General features: G+C 49.9%; 14 protein-coding genes, 1 tRNA gene, 1 rRNA gene and 1 pseudogene. 5 read left to right on the plus strand and 12 right to left on the minus strand.

The features are described from left to right. Positions 1–35: 35 nt before the first annotated feature. Together L4C36_RS06825 and mpl are read right to left on the minus strand one after the other, a co-directional pair. A complete protein-coding gene (locus tag L4C36_RS06825) occupies positions 36–674 on the minus strand; it encodes a flavin prenyltransferase UbiX (RefSeq protein WP_428477046.1) in 639 nt (212 codons plus the stop codon). Beyond that, complete coding sequence (mpl, locus tag L4C36_RS06830) at positions 667–2,028, minus strand: UDP-N-acetylmuramate:L-alanyl-gamma-D-glutamyl-meso-diaminopimelate ligase (protein WP_428477047.1); 1,362 nt, start codon at positions 2,026–2,028, stop codon at positions 667–669. Before mpl ends, L4C36_RS06825 begins: the two co-directional genes overlap by 8 nt. Positions 2,029–2,238: 210 nt before the next feature. Here mpl and fbp point away from each other — a divergent pair, with 210 nt between their 5' ends. From fbp to L4C36_RS06845, 3 genes are all read left to right on the plus strand, one after another. Beyond that, positions 2,239–3,252, plus strand: coding sequence for a class 1 fructose-bisphosphatase (gene fbp, locus L4C36_RS06835; protein WP_428477048.1), 1,014 nt, complete (start codon positions 2,239–2,241; stop codon positions 3,250–3,252). Between the two features lie 126 nt (positions 3,253–3,378). After that, positions 3,379–3,909 carry an inorganic diphosphatase gene (ppa, locus tag L4C36_RS06840; protein WP_428477049.1) on the plus strand — a complete coding sequence of 177 codons (531 nt, stop codon included), beginning with the start codon at positions 3,379–3,381 and terminating at the stop codon, positions 3,907–3,909. A gap of 55 nt (positions 3,910–3,964) precedes the next feature. Then, a complete protein-coding gene (locus L4C36_RS06845) occupies positions 3,965–4,333 on the plus strand; it encodes a rhodanese-like domain-containing protein (protein ID WP_428477050.1) in 369 nt (122 codons plus the stop codon). Between the two features lie 21 nt (positions 4,334–4,354). On the opposite strand, the gene L4C36_RS06850 is transcribed toward L4C36_RS06845, so the two are convergent. The 3 genes from L4C36_RS06850 to tamA form a co-directional block, all read right to left on the minus strand. Continuing rightward, entirely contained in the window at positions 4,355–4,705 is a 351-nt protein-coding gene (locus L4C36_RS06850) for a gamma-glutamylcyclotransferase family protein (RefSeq protein WP_428477051.1), read from the minus strand. A gap of 166 nt (positions 4,706–4,871) precedes the next feature. Then, on the minus strand, positions 4,872–8,624 hold the full coding sequence (gene tamB, locus L4C36_RS06855) for an autotransporter assembly complex protein TamB (RefSeq protein WP_428477052.1): 3,753 nt from the start codon (positions 8,622–8,624) through the stop codon (positions 4,872–4,874). After that, positions 8,621–10,342, minus strand: a complete 1,722-nt coding sequence (gene tamA, locus L4C36_RS06860) for an autotransporter assembly complex protein TamA (RefSeq protein ID WP_428477053.1) — start codon at positions 10,340–10,342, stop codon at positions 8,621–8,623. Before tamA ends, tamB begins: the two co-directional genes overlap by 4 nt. A 170-nt stretch (positions 10,343–10,512) precedes the next feature. Between tamA and msrA the strand changes: the two genes are divergently transcribed. Beyond that, positions 10,513–11,133: a peptide-methionine (S)-S-oxide reductase MsrA gene (msrA, locus tag L4C36_RS06865; protein WP_428477054.1), complete on the plus strand. Its 621-nt coding sequence runs from the start codon at positions 10,513–10,515 to the stop codon at positions 11,131–11,133. On the opposite strand, the gene L4C36_RS06870 is transcribed toward msrA, so the two are convergent. Further along, positions 11,134–11,343, minus strand: a complete 210-nt coding sequence (locus L4C36_RS06870; RefSeq protein WP_428477055.1) for a DUF1107 domain-containing protein — start codon at positions 11,341–11,343, stop codon at positions 11,134–11,136. Positions 11,344–11,633: 290 nt separating this feature from the next. Between L4C36_RS06870 and L4C36_RS06875 the strand changes: the two genes are divergently transcribed. Then, a complete protein-coding gene (locus L4C36_RS06875) occupies positions 11,634–12,185 on the plus strand; it encodes a YtfJ family protein (RefSeq protein ID WP_428477061.1) in 552 nt (183 codons plus the stop codon). Positions 12,186–12,214: 29 nt separating this feature from the next. Here the strand turns inward: L4C36_RS06875 and tnpC are convergent. The 6 genes and pseudogenes from tnpC to rrf form a co-directional block, all read right to left on the minus strand. Continuing rightward, positions 12,215–13,151, minus strand: a pseudogene (gene tnpC / locus L4C36_RS06880) (IS66 family transposase); the annotation flags it as partial. After that, the gene (locus tag L4C36_RS06885; RefSeq protein ID WP_428477056.1) at positions 13,085–13,576 is read right to left on the minus strand and encodes an IS66 family transposase zinc-finger binding domain-containing protein; all 492 of its coding nucleotides are present in this window, start codon (positions 13,574–13,576) and stop codon (positions 13,085–13,087) included. The gene L4C36_RS06885 and the pseudogene tnpC, both read right to left, overlap by 67 nt. A gap of 158 nt (positions 13,577–13,734) precedes the next feature. Then, positions 13,735–14,091 (minus strand): IS66 family insertion sequence element accessory protein TnpB, encoded by a 357-nt coding sequence (gene tnpB / locus L4C36_RS06890; RefSeq protein ID WP_428477057.1) that lies wholly within the window; start codon positions 14,089–14,091, stop codon positions 13,735–13,737. Positions 14,092–14,108: 17 nt separating this feature from the next. Further along, positions 14,109–14,381 (minus strand): IS66 family insertion sequence element accessory protein TnpA, encoded by a 273-nt coding sequence (gene tnpA / locus L4C36_RS06895; protein WP_428477058.1) that lies wholly within the window; start codon positions 14,379–14,381, stop codon positions 14,109–14,111. Between the two features lie 168 nt (positions 14,382–14,549). Beyond that, positions 14,550–14,626, minus strand: a tRNA-Asp gene (locus L4C36_RS06900). A 65-nt stretch (positions 14,627–14,691) separates the two neighbouring features. After that, positions 14,692–14,799, minus strand: a 5S ribosomal RNA gene (gene rrf / locus L4C36_RS06905); the annotation flags it as partial.

Consider the following 14,799-nt stretch of genomic DNA (forward strand, 5'->3'; position numbering starts at 1 on the left):
CGCAATGCGGGCTTTTTTCAAGATCGGAGGGGGGATCACTGACGGTGATCGTATCCCCAGCGAGGCACTAAACCTTGAGATACACCCAGATGATCGAGGATCCTCGCCACCATAAAATCGACCAAGTCTTCAATCGATTGCGGCTGGTGATAAAACCCCGGGGCGGCCGGCATGATGGTCACACCCATGTGGGAGAGCTTAAGCATGTTTTCTAGGTGCAAGGTCGAAAACGGGGTTTCCCTGACCACCAGCAACAATTGCCCGCGCTCTTTCATCACCACATCAGCAGCGCGTTCCAGCAAATTATCGGACATACCATGCGCCACTGACGCCAAAGTACCCGCAGAACACGGGCAGATCACCATTTGCTTAGGCGCCGCCGAGCCTGAGGCGACGGGTGAGAACCAATCTTCTTTGCCACAAACAATCAGCTGCCCGTGATCACACCCCAAATGGGCAATCAAAGCCTGTTGTGCAGCATCAGAGCCCGACGGCAACTTCAAACCCTGCTCGGTTGCCAGCACCACACGGGCGGCTGATGAAATCAACAAGTACACCTGATAGTCAGCAGCGAGCAAACACTCGAGTAAACGCAACCCATAAGGCGCACCAGAGGCCCCCGTCCAGGCTAACGTAATACGCTTATCGGTTTCTTTCTGGCCTTGATCACGCACTGACCGCCTCCAAAGCCGTCAGCAACTTGCCATGAATACCACCAAAGCCACCGTTACTCATCACCAAAATGTTATCACCAGGCTGTGCCGCGACCACAATTTTGGCCACCAGCGCATCCAAATTATCATCCGTATAGGCTGGCTGAGTACACTGCTGAGCAATCTCATCCACCGACCATGGGATCGTATCTGGCTGATAAATGAAAACTTCATCGGCTGCCGCTAACGAAGGCGCTAAGTCTGCCTTATGAACCCCCAATTTCATGGTATTGGAACGAGGCTCCAATACCGCCAAAATACGCGATGTACCCACTTTGGCACGCAAACCGCCCAAGGTCAGTTCAACCGCTGTCGGATGGTGAGCAAAATCGTCATACACACGAATACCATTGTGCTCACCTTTCAACTCAAGGCGGCGTTTGGTATTGATGAACGTCGCCAAGGCTTCACAGGCGAGATCCGGCGTTACACCCACATGACGCGCCGCAGCGATCGCCATCAATGCATTATGAACATTATGATCGCCAATCAACGCCCAATCGACGGTACCGACGACTTGACCATTCAAGGACACGGTAAAACGGCTGCCGGCATCATCACATTTTTTCGCCTGCCAGTGTCCATCCTCACCCATGAATTCCAGCTCACTCCAACAGCCCATTGCCAGCGTTTGATCAATCGCAGGCACGCCTTTCGGTGCAAAAATACGACCATTACCCGGCACCGTACGGACGAGGTGGTGGAACTGACGCTGAATGGCGGTGAGATCATCAAAAATATCCGCGTGATCAAATTCCAGATTATTCATGATCAGCGTGCGTGGGTGGTAATGAACAAACTTTGAACGCTTGTCAAAAAAAGCGCTGTCATATTCATCCGCTTCGACCACAAAGAACATGCTTTCGCCCAGTCTAGCTGAGACACCAAAGTTGCCTAGCACGCCCCCGACAAGGAAACCCGGCTGATAGCCGCAATCTTCTAAGATCCACGCCAGCATACTGGCCGTGGTGGTCTTACCGTGCGTCCCCGCCACCGCTAACACCCAGCGGTCATGCAGCAAAAACTCCTGCAGCCATTGCGGGCCAGAGGTATAACGCAAGTTATGATTGAGCACATACTCCACACAAGGATTACCGCGGCTCATGGCATTACCGATCACGACAAGATCCGGCGCAGGATCCAGCTGAGACGGATCATATCCTTGAATAATTTCAATACCTTGAGATTCAAGCAAGGTGCTCATTGGCGGGTACACATTGGCATCACAGCCCGTCACTTTATGGCCCAGTTGACGTGCCAGAACTGCCGCGCCGCCCATAAATGTGCCGCAAATACCTAGAATATGGATATGCATAACAATCGGCTCACTCAATAATAATTTGATGATTTCACGCTTCTGCGTTACTTCGTTACCATAAAAAAGATCTTTATATACAATTCTTTATATACAAATAGGCGATACGCTATAAAGACGCGCCGTTCCCACTTGGGTACACAAATTGTCAATACATAACATTGTACCTGAGTTATTCACTCTTATGACAACAGGATGCAAGGATTGTATATGTCCGAGATGAAAACCCTTGGCGAATTTATTGTCGAAAAACAGAATGACTTCCCCCATGCCAGCGGTGAATTATCATCGCTCCTCGGCTCACTCAAGCTGGCGGCGAAAATCGTCAACCGCGAGATCAACAAAGCCGGTTTGGTTGATATTACTGGTGCGGTCGGCGGGGAGAATATTCAGGGCGAAGAACAACAGAAACTGGATGTCTACGCCAACGATAAATTCAAAGCCGCCCTCGAAGCCCGTGACCAAGTGTGTGGGGTCGCCAGTGAAGAAGAAGATGAAGCGGTCACCTTCAACAAAGAACTCAACCGCAATGCCAAATACGTGGTACTGATGGATCCCCTGGATGGATCCTCCAACATCGACGTCAATGTCTCTGTCGGTACCATCTTCTCCATCTTCCGCCGCGTTTCCCCTGTCGGCACTCCACCGACACAAGAAGACTTCCTCCAACCCGGCCACCGACAGGTCGCAGCGGGTTACATCATTTATGGATCATCCACGATGCTGGTCTACACCACAGGAAATGGCGTACATGGCTTTACGTACGACCCATCCTTAGGGGTGTTCTGCCTGTCCCATGAAGGGATGACGATCCCACAAACCGGATCGATTTACTCCATTAACGAAGGAAACTACATCCGCTTTCCGCTTGGAGTGAAAAAATACATCAAGTATTGCCAAGAAAACGTACCGGAAGAAGGTCGCCCTTACACATCGCGCTACATTGGCTCACTCGTGGCCGATTTCCATCGCAATTTGCTCAAAGGCGGGATCTACCTGTACCCAAGTACCGCGACACACCCCAACGGCAAACTACGCCTGCTGTATGAATGCAACCCGATGGCGTTTTTGATTGAACAAGCCGGTGGAGAAGCCTCTGATGGGCAACAACGCATCATGGACATTAACCCGACAGAATTACACCAACGCGTCCCCTTCTTTGTCGGATCTCCCACGATGGTACATCAGGTTAAGGCCTTTTTAGCGGAATTTCCCGAAGACTAAAACAGGATAATATTCCCTCGCTGGTGATGGATCATCTTGCGGGGGGATTAGACAAAGAATTAACGATGTTGGTATTATGTTTCAAAGTCACTCACATTTCGTTAATCACAACAAAAGGAAGAGATCATGAGCCTGAATCAGGTACCAGCAGGAAAGGACATCCCAGAAGATATCTATGTCGTCATTGAAATCCCCGCGAATGCGGATCCGATCAAATATGAAGTCGACAAAGATAGCGGTGCGGTGTTTGTTGATCGCTTTATGTCGACCCCGATGTTTTACCCTTGCAACTACGGCTATGTAAACCACACTCTGTCGCTCGATGGCGATCCGGTCGACGTACTGGTACCAACACCATACCCATTGGTACCCGGTGCAGTGATCCGCTGTCGTCCGGTTGGCGTGCTCAAGATGAGTGATGAATCAGGGGAAGATGCGAAAGTCGTGGCGGTGCCGCACTCGAAACTGACAAAAGAATACGATCATGTTCAAGATGTCGATGACCTCCCTGCACTACTGAAAGCACAAATTACCCATTTCTTTGAGCGCTATAAAGAACTTGAAGCGGGTAAATGGGTTAAAGTGGAAGGCTGGGGGGATGCCGCTGCCGCGAAACAAGAAATTATGGATTCGTTCAAACGCGCCCAAGAAAAGTAAATAATATATGGTTCCCAAGCTCACCGCTTGGGAACACTTCAATGAGGATGACACCATGCAACGCCTTGTTACTGCCGCCCTGTTTTCTGTCTGTCTGTTTTCAGGTGCCGCATTGGCTGATGTCGTTTCACCCACGCACTTCTGGCAATACCATCACGAGCTACAGGCAGAAAAGCCCTTGTTAGTGGATGTTCGCTCCCACCAAGAGTTTATTGCAGGGCATCTGCCCAATGCGATCAATATCCCTCACGATAAGATCGCACAATTAGCCACCCTCGCACCCGATAAGTCGCAGCCTATTTTCCTGTATTGCCGCTCAGGTCACCGCGCGGGGTTAGCAGAACACGTCTTAAAACAACAAGGCTATACCCGCATTTATAACGGGGAAAGTTATCAAACCCTGCTGAAGAGCCAACCTAAATAGCAGTCCCTACGCATTTCCTTACTAGCGCGCACGTTGACACCAATCACCACTCTCAATCAATGGTGCGCCAATCAATGAGCCGTTATACAAATATATCCATGCCTCTCCCCACGGGGTCATCACGGGCACACGATCATATTCATCGGGATACGCTTCCAAGATATCCAGCGCCACTAAGTGCGCGGAGGTAATGGCATACACCTCACCGGATAGCCCTCTTTCTGCCGAATCTTCAACTGCGGCTGGATAGTCCCCCAAATCAAACAACCGATAGCCTGTTGGCAAACGACACGCTCCTCGCCACTGCGCGCCAGTTAATACCTGTGCGTTACTCTCCCCCGCGCGTAACGTGCCATACGCAAAGATCAGCATGCCTCTCTCCTTATCCTTCATTGCCAGCCGATATCCTTCATTCACTATCACTCGCTACTCTATCGCGGCCTATAAAAAAGGGCACGCAGAAACCATGATCTGCGTGCCCCCTACCTCTTAGAATGAGCGCTAAACCAACATCGAGGTTGAGCCCTTCACGTTAGGATCAATTGAAATCAAATTGATAGAGCAAGTCGACGGCACTGTCGAGACCAGATACAACCTCAACATACAAGCCTTTCATCAGGCGGTATCGCACCGTAAATTCCCCTATCGATTCAAAGATCCCCACGCCATATTTCACCTGTAAACCCGGTGCAATATAGCCACTGATCGTGACCTGTGAATCAGACCCTGAACCTGCCGTATCTAACGCCAGATCTTGCACACCAAAGGCTTCACCGACGCTGCCCACCAGTTGGCCACTTTGTGCTAAGCCCATACTGATCAAGGCGGTCGTCATAGCATCACTGCTGTCACCCGACTCACTGTCGAGATCTTTACCGCGCAAAATATACGATAGAGCATTTTGCTGTGGCATCGCCGGATCAGAGAAAATATCGACCTTAGGTTTATCGGCCGGCCCTGTCACGCGGATCCCGGCAATTACATCGTCTTCGATATTGTCCGGATCTCGGATCGCTTCAATCGATAAATACGGCTGATCCGCTGGGCCGTTAAACAAGATTTGCCCTTTCCGGATCACCAACTCTTGCGCAAACGACCGGTAGGTACCATTACGCAGATTAATCTCACCGTATACCAATGGGCCTTTCTTGTTCTGGCGAACATTCACTTCGCCCACCAATCCGGCATTCAAGCCAAAGGCTGACAATTTCACATCATCGCCAATCTTCACCAATACGTTAGTTTTCAGGGTAAACGGGATCGGTTTCTCTGCCGCGACCGGTTGCAATTGATTGTTCAGCAAAATTTCATCTTTCGACACCGCGACTGCCGATTCTGGCAATTGATCGACCGTGATCCGCCCCCACGGAATCGCAACGCTTCCCGTTACTTCCGCCAACTGTGGGGTCGCTTTAATGGTCAAATCTGGACTCACTTTCACCGCGAGCATTGGCGGAACACTGACTTCCAGTTCCCGTCCGTTGACGCGCAACTGGCTCTTCCATGCTTTCAAGTCTTGCCAATCACCGTCACCAGTGAGGTTCAACTTGCCGTCAGGCGTGATCACTTCACCGTTCAATTTGGCTTGGTAGCCACTGAACGTCGCAATAATATCCGCTTTTTCGACATCCAACGGCACCGTTCGACCAATCGCTTTCACTTTGGTAACTTTCACCAAGCCTTCCACCGCGGGGTGCATCACTGGGCCAGATAGGTTGAGATTGGCATCTACTTGCCCCGAAAAGGTGTGGTAATCCATCAACAACGGTTTGAGGAAATCGAGCATGAAACGGTCGAGCTTCAGGTTCGCGGCTAACTGCTTATCGCCCGTCAGTTGTGTGACCGTTGCACGACCACTCAAGTCACCGTTATTGCGAACGGCGACCAACCAGTCGGCATTCAGTACGTCCTGTTTCATCTCGGCATTCAGGGTAACGCTGTCCCATCCCACTTGCAGTGGCTCCGCCTCGGTTGAGGTTTCCTGAGTCAACGCCCCCGCAGGCATACGCACATTGGCTTTCACATAAGGGGCGGATTGCGGCGCCCATGTGGCTTCTGCGGTCGCCCCCACTTCCCCTTTAAGGGTGATATGCTCCGGCAGATATTTGGCAATCAAACCATAATCAAAATGATTGATGGCCACATTGGCATGCCCGCTGGTGCCGGCCTCCAAATCCTTGGTTAAACACAGGGAAGCTTTACCTTGCTGCCAGCAATGGGCAGCAACCGACGCTAACTGCGTCTTAAATTGATACCCTAACGCGGTAGGACGGTTTAATCGCCAAGGGCCAATATCGGTCCCGATCTCTCCCGATGTTAATGCGCCTTTCCATCCGATATCACGGTTAAGTGCACCGGTTAAACGCAACATCGTACTGACAGGTTCGGCATCCACATCAAGCGTTAAACTGTGCTGTTGCTCGGTGCCTTTGAATACCATGGCTAAGGTTTTCAAGCTCACCGTGTCATATTTTCCGCCAGCCGCATTCAGCTGAATATCAGCATGGATCTGTGGTAACGGATGAACAATGCCTTTCAAGCTAAGTTGTTCCAGTGTRGCAAGATCTTCCCATCCCATCGCCCGCCCCACCAAGTCAATGGCCAGATCCGGCTCGGCCATTTTGCCACTAAGCGCTACCTTACCCGCAACCTGACCACGCAAGCCTGGCACCGACTTACTGAGATCAGGCGCTTTAATTTCCGCCGTCATGTCCCAGGTATTGGTGAGCTTGCCTTGCGCGGTCAGACCATTCGGTCCATGCTGCAAGGAAAGACCATCAGTGGCTAAAGCCAACTTACCTTTGCCTGTTTTATCACTGGCGGTCAGTTGCCCCTTCAGCACTAAGGCTTGATCCATGACCGTGCCATCAACCATCAATTGAGGCAGATCGACATACCAGCCACCTTTGCGGGTTAATCCTCCTGATGTGGTTAGCTGGCCACTGAGGTCCCCTTGCACCTCTTTCCATTCCAGTCCTGGCTGAATGTGTTCAAACGCTAATGTGCCTTGCCAATTGACTAAGTCCTTCCAATTAGCCCGGGCGCTACCGGTGATTTTCCCACCGAGCGTATCCAAGGCTAATTGCGTTAACTCAACATGCGATAGGCTACCTTTGCCTGTAAGTGCTGCACCAACGGCAGGCATTGGTTGCCCGTCAATCTGACTTTTGAGATCAAAACGGAATGCGGATAAATCCCCTTTCACTTTTAGCCGTGTTTTATCAAGCGTAAAATCTGCTTTCGTTGCAATCGGCCACTGCAAGTGCTGGCTGTTCAAAGCCAAATCAAACGGTAACTCGGGATCTAACGGCGACAACTTTCCAGACAATGCGGCATCTAGCGTCCCCTTGAGCGTTGCATCCAAAACCAAATGCGCCACACTGCCTGACGCATCCAACACCAAGTGATGGCCTTGCAATGGGGCTAACGCGATATCGGCTTTGGCGGCCAATGACAACGGATATTCGCCAGTTAATGTAACAGTGGCATTTGCATCCAGCTTTCCTTGCGGTACATCCAGCACGAGGCTTTTTACCGTCACATCACTGTCGCGGGCAGAGGCCACCACATCCAGCAGTTTCACCGTTTGCGGTGTTTCACCGGATAACGTGAAATCTTTCACCGTCAATCGCTCAACATTCACCGCAAGCGGTAACGTCACTGCGGGTAAGGTGATCGGCTGCGCTGTGGCAGCGTCTTTCTTCTGGGAGGGTTTCTTAGCTGTAGCAGGTGTCTCATCGGCAGGGGCTAACGCCAAGGTAATGGTGTCCCATACCGTCGGTTTCAGGGTCAGGGTATCTCCCGACATCGTCGCAGCCGTTGAGAAGTGCTGCCATGCAACCTGATTGCCTAAAATATCCAACTGAATATCGTTAAGCGTCAAACGATCAACGCTGATTGGGATAGGTAAATTGATCGTCGCCATCGGCGTGTTATCGGTGGGCGCAGGTTCCGTTGATGGCGGTAAAGCAGGCATCGAAAATTGCATGCCCTCTAACGCCAATTCCGACACACACACAGCCGGCGTCAAGAGGCAGTGATCATCGAGTATCAGAGACAGACGCTTGGCATCAAGATCCACTAACGCGTCGTGATAACGCACATCTTGCAACGAAAAACCGGTCAACAAGCTCCCTTGGCTTTTCCCGACCGAGAGCGCTGGCAGTACTTTCTCCGCCCCCCACAACGCCACTTTGATCCCAGCAGGGGTATACAACAACGCGGCAACCGCCAAGACCAACACCAGAAGCAGGGCTAATAGCGCAAGCGAGAGTCTTTTTACCCAAATCATATCTCAGGCCCTAAAATGAAGTGAATCTGGAACTTATCGGTTTCTTTTTCTAAGCCCCATGCAAAATCAAGGCGAATAGGTCCAACAGGGGAAGCCCAGCGCACCCCGACACCGGCACCCGCCAGCCATTCAGGGGTATCGTTCCACGCAGCACCGTAATCATAAAACACCGCGCCCCACCAATCCCCGTATACCCGGTATTGATATTCTAAAGTCGAGGTCGCCATGTATTTCCCCCCCAGCAATTTTCCTTCACTGTCTCGAGGGGCCACCGATTGGTAGCTATAACCACGTAAGCTGTTGTCACCACCAACAAAGAAACGCATAGAAGGCGGAATATCTTCCAGATTATCAGCAAACACCGCCCCCGCATCGACTCGCGCCAAGCCGCGATGATTCTCACCAATGCTGCGGATCCACGCGGAACGCCCTCGTAAACGGGCTAATCGCGTATCGGACCCTAAAGCCGGATCGGAATATTCAATGGAGATCAGCTGTTTATCCCCCCACGTTGGCATCGCACCACCGCGTAATCGGGTTTTATCATAGCTGATCCCAGGAATGATCATCGAAAGCACACCAGTTTCAGAGCTCCCCTGTTTGTAGTCTTCATATAACCAGCGAACAGAGGCGATCCGTTTCCAACCTGATTCTAAGCGCCAGTGACGCTCTAAGCCGATGTTGTATTCGGTACTGATTGTGTCGTGATTATCGACATAGCGGATCCCACCGATCACTTGATAGTAATCGTTAAGTACATCATCAAGGGGAATTTTGTAAGCCGCCTCAATTTTAGGCTGCACCTTGGATATTTCAGTCTTCACACTCAGGCTGTGGCCTTTGCTGTTCAACCATGGTTTACGCCAATTCAATTTCAAACGCATCCCGACATCCGTCGAGTAGCCAATACCGGTTTCTACCTGATTTTTCACTTGTGGTGTCACCACCACATCAATCGGAATACTCCCGTCTTGAAGCTTGGTTGAATCGCCACCCACAAAGATGGAGGAGAACCAACCGACATTCGACAAACGCTGATTAAACTCACCCAGAGAAGAAACTAAATACGGGTCACCGTCTTCATAAGGCACTAATGATGACAGGCGATCAAGCTCGATCTGACTTCCTTCAAACTGGGTCATCCCGAAATTGTAGCGTTGACCGGAAGCATAGGTGAGCGTAATAAAAGCCTCGTTACGACTCGGTACCACTTCCATCTTGCTCTCAGCCATTTCGGCATCAAAGTAACCCTTACGCAGCGCTAAACTACTGAGCGACGATTTCAACGCTTCATATTTACCGTGATTTAACGTTTTCCCTAACCCAAGCCCACTACCACGCACCAACTCAATAAAGTCAGGATCGTCTTTAGCCATCCCCGTTAATGTAATGGCACTTTTCACGATGATGGTTTTCGGGCCGGGGTCGACCTTCACGGTCAGGCGGTGATTTTTACCATCAGCTTTGTCGCTAAAAGTTAGTGTCGGGTTGTAACGCCCCAACGCTTTTAAGGCGTCACGAATCTCTTTCTCAAGCTGTTCTTGAAAACGCAGAGACGTGTTGTAATCTTGTTTGGGGATCGCTGAAACATACGCTTCAACATTGTCCTCCAGACTTCCTTTTAATCCTGTAATTTTCAGTGTGGTTTTCGCCATTGCGGGAACAGCAACTGACAACACTAAAGCGGCGATGGTCGACCGCAATATGACTTTCTTCATGGACTGTGTTCTTCACCAATAGCGCATCATTATTATTTATTTCAGCATGGTTAATTCTGACAAAGCGCCGCCTTAACTGCCAACCTTTTACGGGAAAAAACAAGGAAGTTGAATCTCCTTCAGGTTTCCTCTACCTTGGAAGGACATGACACAGCAAAAAGGACGTTACCATGTCATCGCAGAAATCGACATTACCAGATGCCAACCAAGCCCTCATCGGTAGAGCTACCCCTATCATTCCTAGCGAAGTACATGCCGTAAATGGTACGGTCTTAAACGATAACATTCCGGCAGGCATGGAAGTGCTCACTGTCGGGATGGGCTGCTTCTGGGGGGCTGAACGATTATTCTGGCAACAATCAGGCGTATACAGTACTGCAGTAGGTTACAGTGGTGGCTTTACGCCCAACCCCACTTATCAGGAAGTCTGTACCGGATTAACAGGACATACCGAAGTGGTGAGGATCATTTTCGATCCCAATCTGATTGGGCTAGATAGGTTACTTACCCTATTTTGGGAGAGCCATGATCCAACACAGGGCATGCGACAAGGTAATGATGTGGGCACGCAATATCGCTCCGCCATTTTTACCCATTCACCGGTGCAGCATCAACAAGTACTCAGCAGCCTACAACGTTACCAGACTGCTCTCACAGCGCCAATCACCACTGACGTTGTACCTGCGGGGACATTTTACTTTGCAGAAACCTATCACCAACAGTATCTGGCCAAGAACCCACAGGGTTATTGTGGCCTTGGCGGCACGGGCATCTGCATGCCACCAGAGTAGCTACATCCATTCCACAGCAAGGTGTTGAATTTCTTTATTCACTTCAGAGAAAACATTCAGTGCCTTTTTACTTTGTCGCTTCGGTGGCAATAACCGACCACGGTCAAATTCAAAGGCACCAACGCCGGTAATAAACACCCGACCACGGAAGTAACTTTTCACATAACGGGCAACTTGGTTCGGTCGATACTGTTTAAAAATTCTCAGCATTATCGTCTCCCTCTGACCTTCTATGGTTCTATAGACCGGAAAAGGCGTTATTGGTTGCACACTGGTTGCGACTTTTCATCACGTGGGCCCAAATCGTTTGATTAAATCATCAGTCATCAAGATCACGCTTAGATCAAAGCAAACTTTGCACCAATACCTCACGCTGTTACCCAATATGGATTTTTACCGTCATCAAAAGCAATAAAACGCCACACTGGTAAAACCAGTCTCGCAGACCTTATCGAGGATAATATTGAAAAACAAAAGATGATTAAAACATGGAAAAACCAATGAATAATAAGCTTGTTGTGGCCTTGCTGAGTGCCCTTCTGCCTAGTACTGTTTTTGCACATAATCTCACCATCGGTGAACCATTACCGCACGTTGCCATTGTTGATAAAGGCGAAATTACCCTAAACAAAGAAACACTCACCTACCAACCGTGGGACAGTGCTTCTCTTGCCGGGAAAACGCGTGTAATCCAAGCCATTGCTGGCCGCAGTGCCGCTAAAGCGATGAATGCAGAGTTGATGACAGCTATTACCGCCGCGCAATTCCCTGCAGAGCAATACCAAACTACGACGATCATCAATCAAGATGATACTATTTGGGGTACCGGTAGTTTTGTAAAATCGTCAGCTGAAGACAGTAAGCGTGAATTTTCTTGGTCTGCGATGGTGCTTGATGCAAATGGCGTTGCACAATCGAAATGGCAATTAGCAAAAGAAAGCTCAGCTATCATTATTTTAGATAAAGCGGGTAAAGTGCGTTTTATCCAAGAAGGGAAGTTGCCCCCAGAAGCAATCCAACAAGCACTTAATACAATAAAAGAGCACTTATAAAACGTAAGCGGGTGTTCCCACCCACCTAGCTATTGGACAGGCGTATTGCTATAAGGCAAGAGATCACTGGCATCACACCCTGCTTCTCTCTGTGGGAGCACTGTCAGGACATGACGCCGATATGCATAAGGATCCACGTCGGTGGCGACCGGACGGATATCACGCTCGACTCGGTTGTTGTCTATCGGGTATTTGCCATCATCAACGTATTTTTCAAGGTAGACCCATTGTTTGAGCGCGTAACTCACCGTCTTTCCCATTGGACTCAGGGGAAGTAGTTTGGCTGCTGCCTTATTCAGCCAATCGTGGAAGGCTCCAAGTATAGGAATACTTTCTTTGCCTCATGGCGTGCCTTTCGGCTGCCGAAAAGGACAGGGCTTTCTTTTCGATAGCATACAACTTTTGGATATAACTCAGTGCCTGCTTGGCTTGGCCCGATTTTTTCGGGCTTAAGTCGAGTGCATCCTTGAACTTACGTCGGGCATGAGCCCAACAACCAAGATGGGTCATATTGTCTAGTATCCGCCAAGCTGAATAGCCATCAGTCATGATGGTACCTGCGTAACCATCAAGGAAAACCTTGGGGTAAGTATGTACCCGGCCCGGCTGGTATTCGAACAGCACTACCGGTGTAAGGCTATGTTCGGGGCTGGAGTAAGCCCAGAGATATGATTGACTTTGGGCTTTCTTGTCAGGTTCTTTCAATACTTGAAGTGTGGTTTCATCACCATGGATAACCGGCTCTTTGAGCAACGCCCTGCGCATGGCTTGGTAAATCGGTGAGAGTAGTTCGGCGGTCTTTATCATCCAGTTCGCCAGTGTGGTTCGCTGGATATCAACACCCACTCGTGCCAACTCTTTTTCGATACGGTATAGCGGCAGGCCATCGGCATACTTGCTTACCGCCACAGTAGTGAGGGTGCCCGCCGTGGCGATACTGCCAGGAAGCGGTTGCCGGGGCATTGAGGCGGTGAGGCGGTGAGGCGGTGAGGCGGTGAGGCGGTGAGGATTTTGCTGCCTTCGCCATGATTTTCGCAATGGCGGCACGCATACTTCTTGCGTTCATGACGCAGTACTTTGACTTGCTTGGGGATGATCTCGAGCTGTTCAGATGTTTCAACACCGATGGCATGCAGTTTACCCTGACAGCACGAACAGGTCTTTTCATCCTCCGGTAAATCGTACTCAATGACCTCACGGGGTAAATCCGGGTTGATGGGCTTGCGACCACGTTTGCGCGTGTAGGTCACGGTTTCCATTTCCGGCTCATCGTTGGATGGCTCGCTATCTGTCAGTGATTCGGCTTCATTAAACAGGCTACCCTGTGCAGGGAACTTCTCACTTTGCGGCAGATAACGTTTAGCTTGTGCCAGCCGGAACTGCTCCCACATTTCGGCAATGTGGGATTCGTATTTTTGGCTGACATTCTGAACGAGGCTGTTGATGTAGGCCTGGATTTATGGGGTAATGCCCGTGGGCTTATCAAGTTCCTTTTGAATACTAAAAGTATAGTAAAAACAGCGAGCTTTACTGTATTAGTTCACTGTTTTTACGAGATATTTAACCCATTTATGGGTTGGTGAGCTACGGCATTTTGCCAATTCAGACCATCAAGCAGCCACCGCAGTTGCCTGGCCGTAATTTCCATCGCAACCGTATCTTGCGGGTGCCGAGGCCACTGGAACTTGCCGTTTTCCAACCGACGATAATGGAGCCAGAACCCATTAGTATCCCACTGCAAAATTTTCAGTTTGTCACGACGGCGGTTACAGAACACGAACCAGTGCGGTCCCACAGGGTTGTGTTCCAGCACATCCTCAACCAACAGCCCTAATGTATTGATGGATTTACGCATGTCTGTGCTCCCGGTGGCCAGGTAAACATTGCCTGTCGGTGCAGTGATCATGATAAGCACTTGATGAGTTACGGCAACAGTGTGATTGCCGATGCATCATTGATTGAGATCCGGTAACCATTGGGCGTTTCAATCACCAAAGTTGTCAAAGATGACGGCATCGAAAGCGCTACCACGACACTATCAGGCTCATGCACAGAAGACGTGAGTTTTTTCTGCCAATAATAAAACTGCGACTGGGCGATTTGGTTCTGCTCACACCAGGTAGCAATGGTCAGACTGCTTTCCTTTTGGTTTTGTAAGCGTTCATTCCAGAGGGCATTTCTTTCTTCACGAGTCATGATATAGCTCCGCTAATGAGGGAGCTATATCAATACCAAGTATTCATGGATAACAGAATGTGGGGTTAATTAGGCGCTTACGTTACACTTAAACACTGAACAGAGCCCATTTTTAACAAGCAACAGACGTAAAAAAGCCCGAATCTTTCGACTCGGGCTTAGTATAAGTGGCGGAGCGGACGGGACTCGAACCCGCGACCCCCGGCGTGACAGGCCGGTATTCTAACCAACTGAACTACCGCTCCACACGGAGATAAAGATTTCTCTTTATCCGACACCTGTCGTTCAGAACAAGTATCTTAAGTTTAAAGCCTGGCGATGTCCTACTCTCACATGGGGAGACCCCACACTACCATCGGCGCTGTTACGTTTCACTACTGAGTTCGGCATGGGATCAGGTGGGTCCATAACGCTATGG

Source organism: Photobacterium japonica (assembly GCF_050337005.1).
GTDB lineage: Bacteria > Pseudomonadota > Gammaproteobacteria > Enterobacterales > Vibrionaceae > Photobacterium > Photobacterium japonica.

Bases quoted from the DNA above. Each gene is read 5' to 3' on its own strand.
- mpl (WP_428477047.1), bottom strand. From the start codon at position 2,028: ATGCATATCCATATTCTAGGTATTTGCGGCACATTTATGGGCGGCGCG.
- fbp (WP_428477048.1), top strand. From the start codon at position 2,239: ATGTCCGAGATGAAAACCCTTGGCGAATTTATTGTCGAAAAACAGAAT.
- ppa (WP_428477049.1), top strand. From the start codon at position 3,379: ATGAGCCTGAATCAGGTACCAGCAGGAAAGGACATCCCAGAAGATATC.
- L4C36_RS06845 (WP_428477050.1), top strand. From the start codon at position 3,965: ATGCAACGCCTTGTTACTGCCGCCCTGTTTTCTGTCTGTCTGTTTTCA.
- L4C36_RS06850 (WP_428477051.1), bottom strand. From the start codon at position 4,705: ATGCTGATCTTTGCGTATGGCACGTTACGCGCGGGGGAGAGTAACGCA.
- tamA (WP_428477053.1), bottom strand. From the start codon at position 10,342: ATGAAGAAAGTCATATTGCGGTCGACCATCGCCGCTTTAGTGTTGTCA.
- msrA (WP_428477054.1), top strand. From the start codon at position 10,513: ATGTCATCGCAGAAATCGACATTACCAGATGCCAACCAAGCCCTCATC.
- L4C36_RS06870 (WP_428477055.1), bottom strand. From the start codon at position 11,343: ATGCTGAGAATTTTTAAACAGTATCGACCGAACCAAGTTGCCCGTTAT.
- L4C36_RS06875 (WP_428477061.1), top strand. From the start codon at position 11,634: ATGAATAATAAGCTTGTTGTGGCCTTGCTGAGTGCCCTTCTGCCTAGT.
- L4C36_RS06885 (WP_428477056.1), bottom strand. From the start codon at position 13,576: ATGTGGGAGCAGTTCCGGCTGGCACAAGCTAAACGTTATCTGCCGCAA.
- tnpB (WP_428477057.1), bottom strand. From the start codon at position 14,091: ATGATCACTGCACCGACAGGCAATGTTTACCTGGCCACCGGGAGCACA.
- tnpA (WP_428477058.1), bottom strand. From the start codon at position 14,381: ATGACTCGTGAAGAAAGAAATGCCCTCTGGAATGAACGCTTACAAAAC.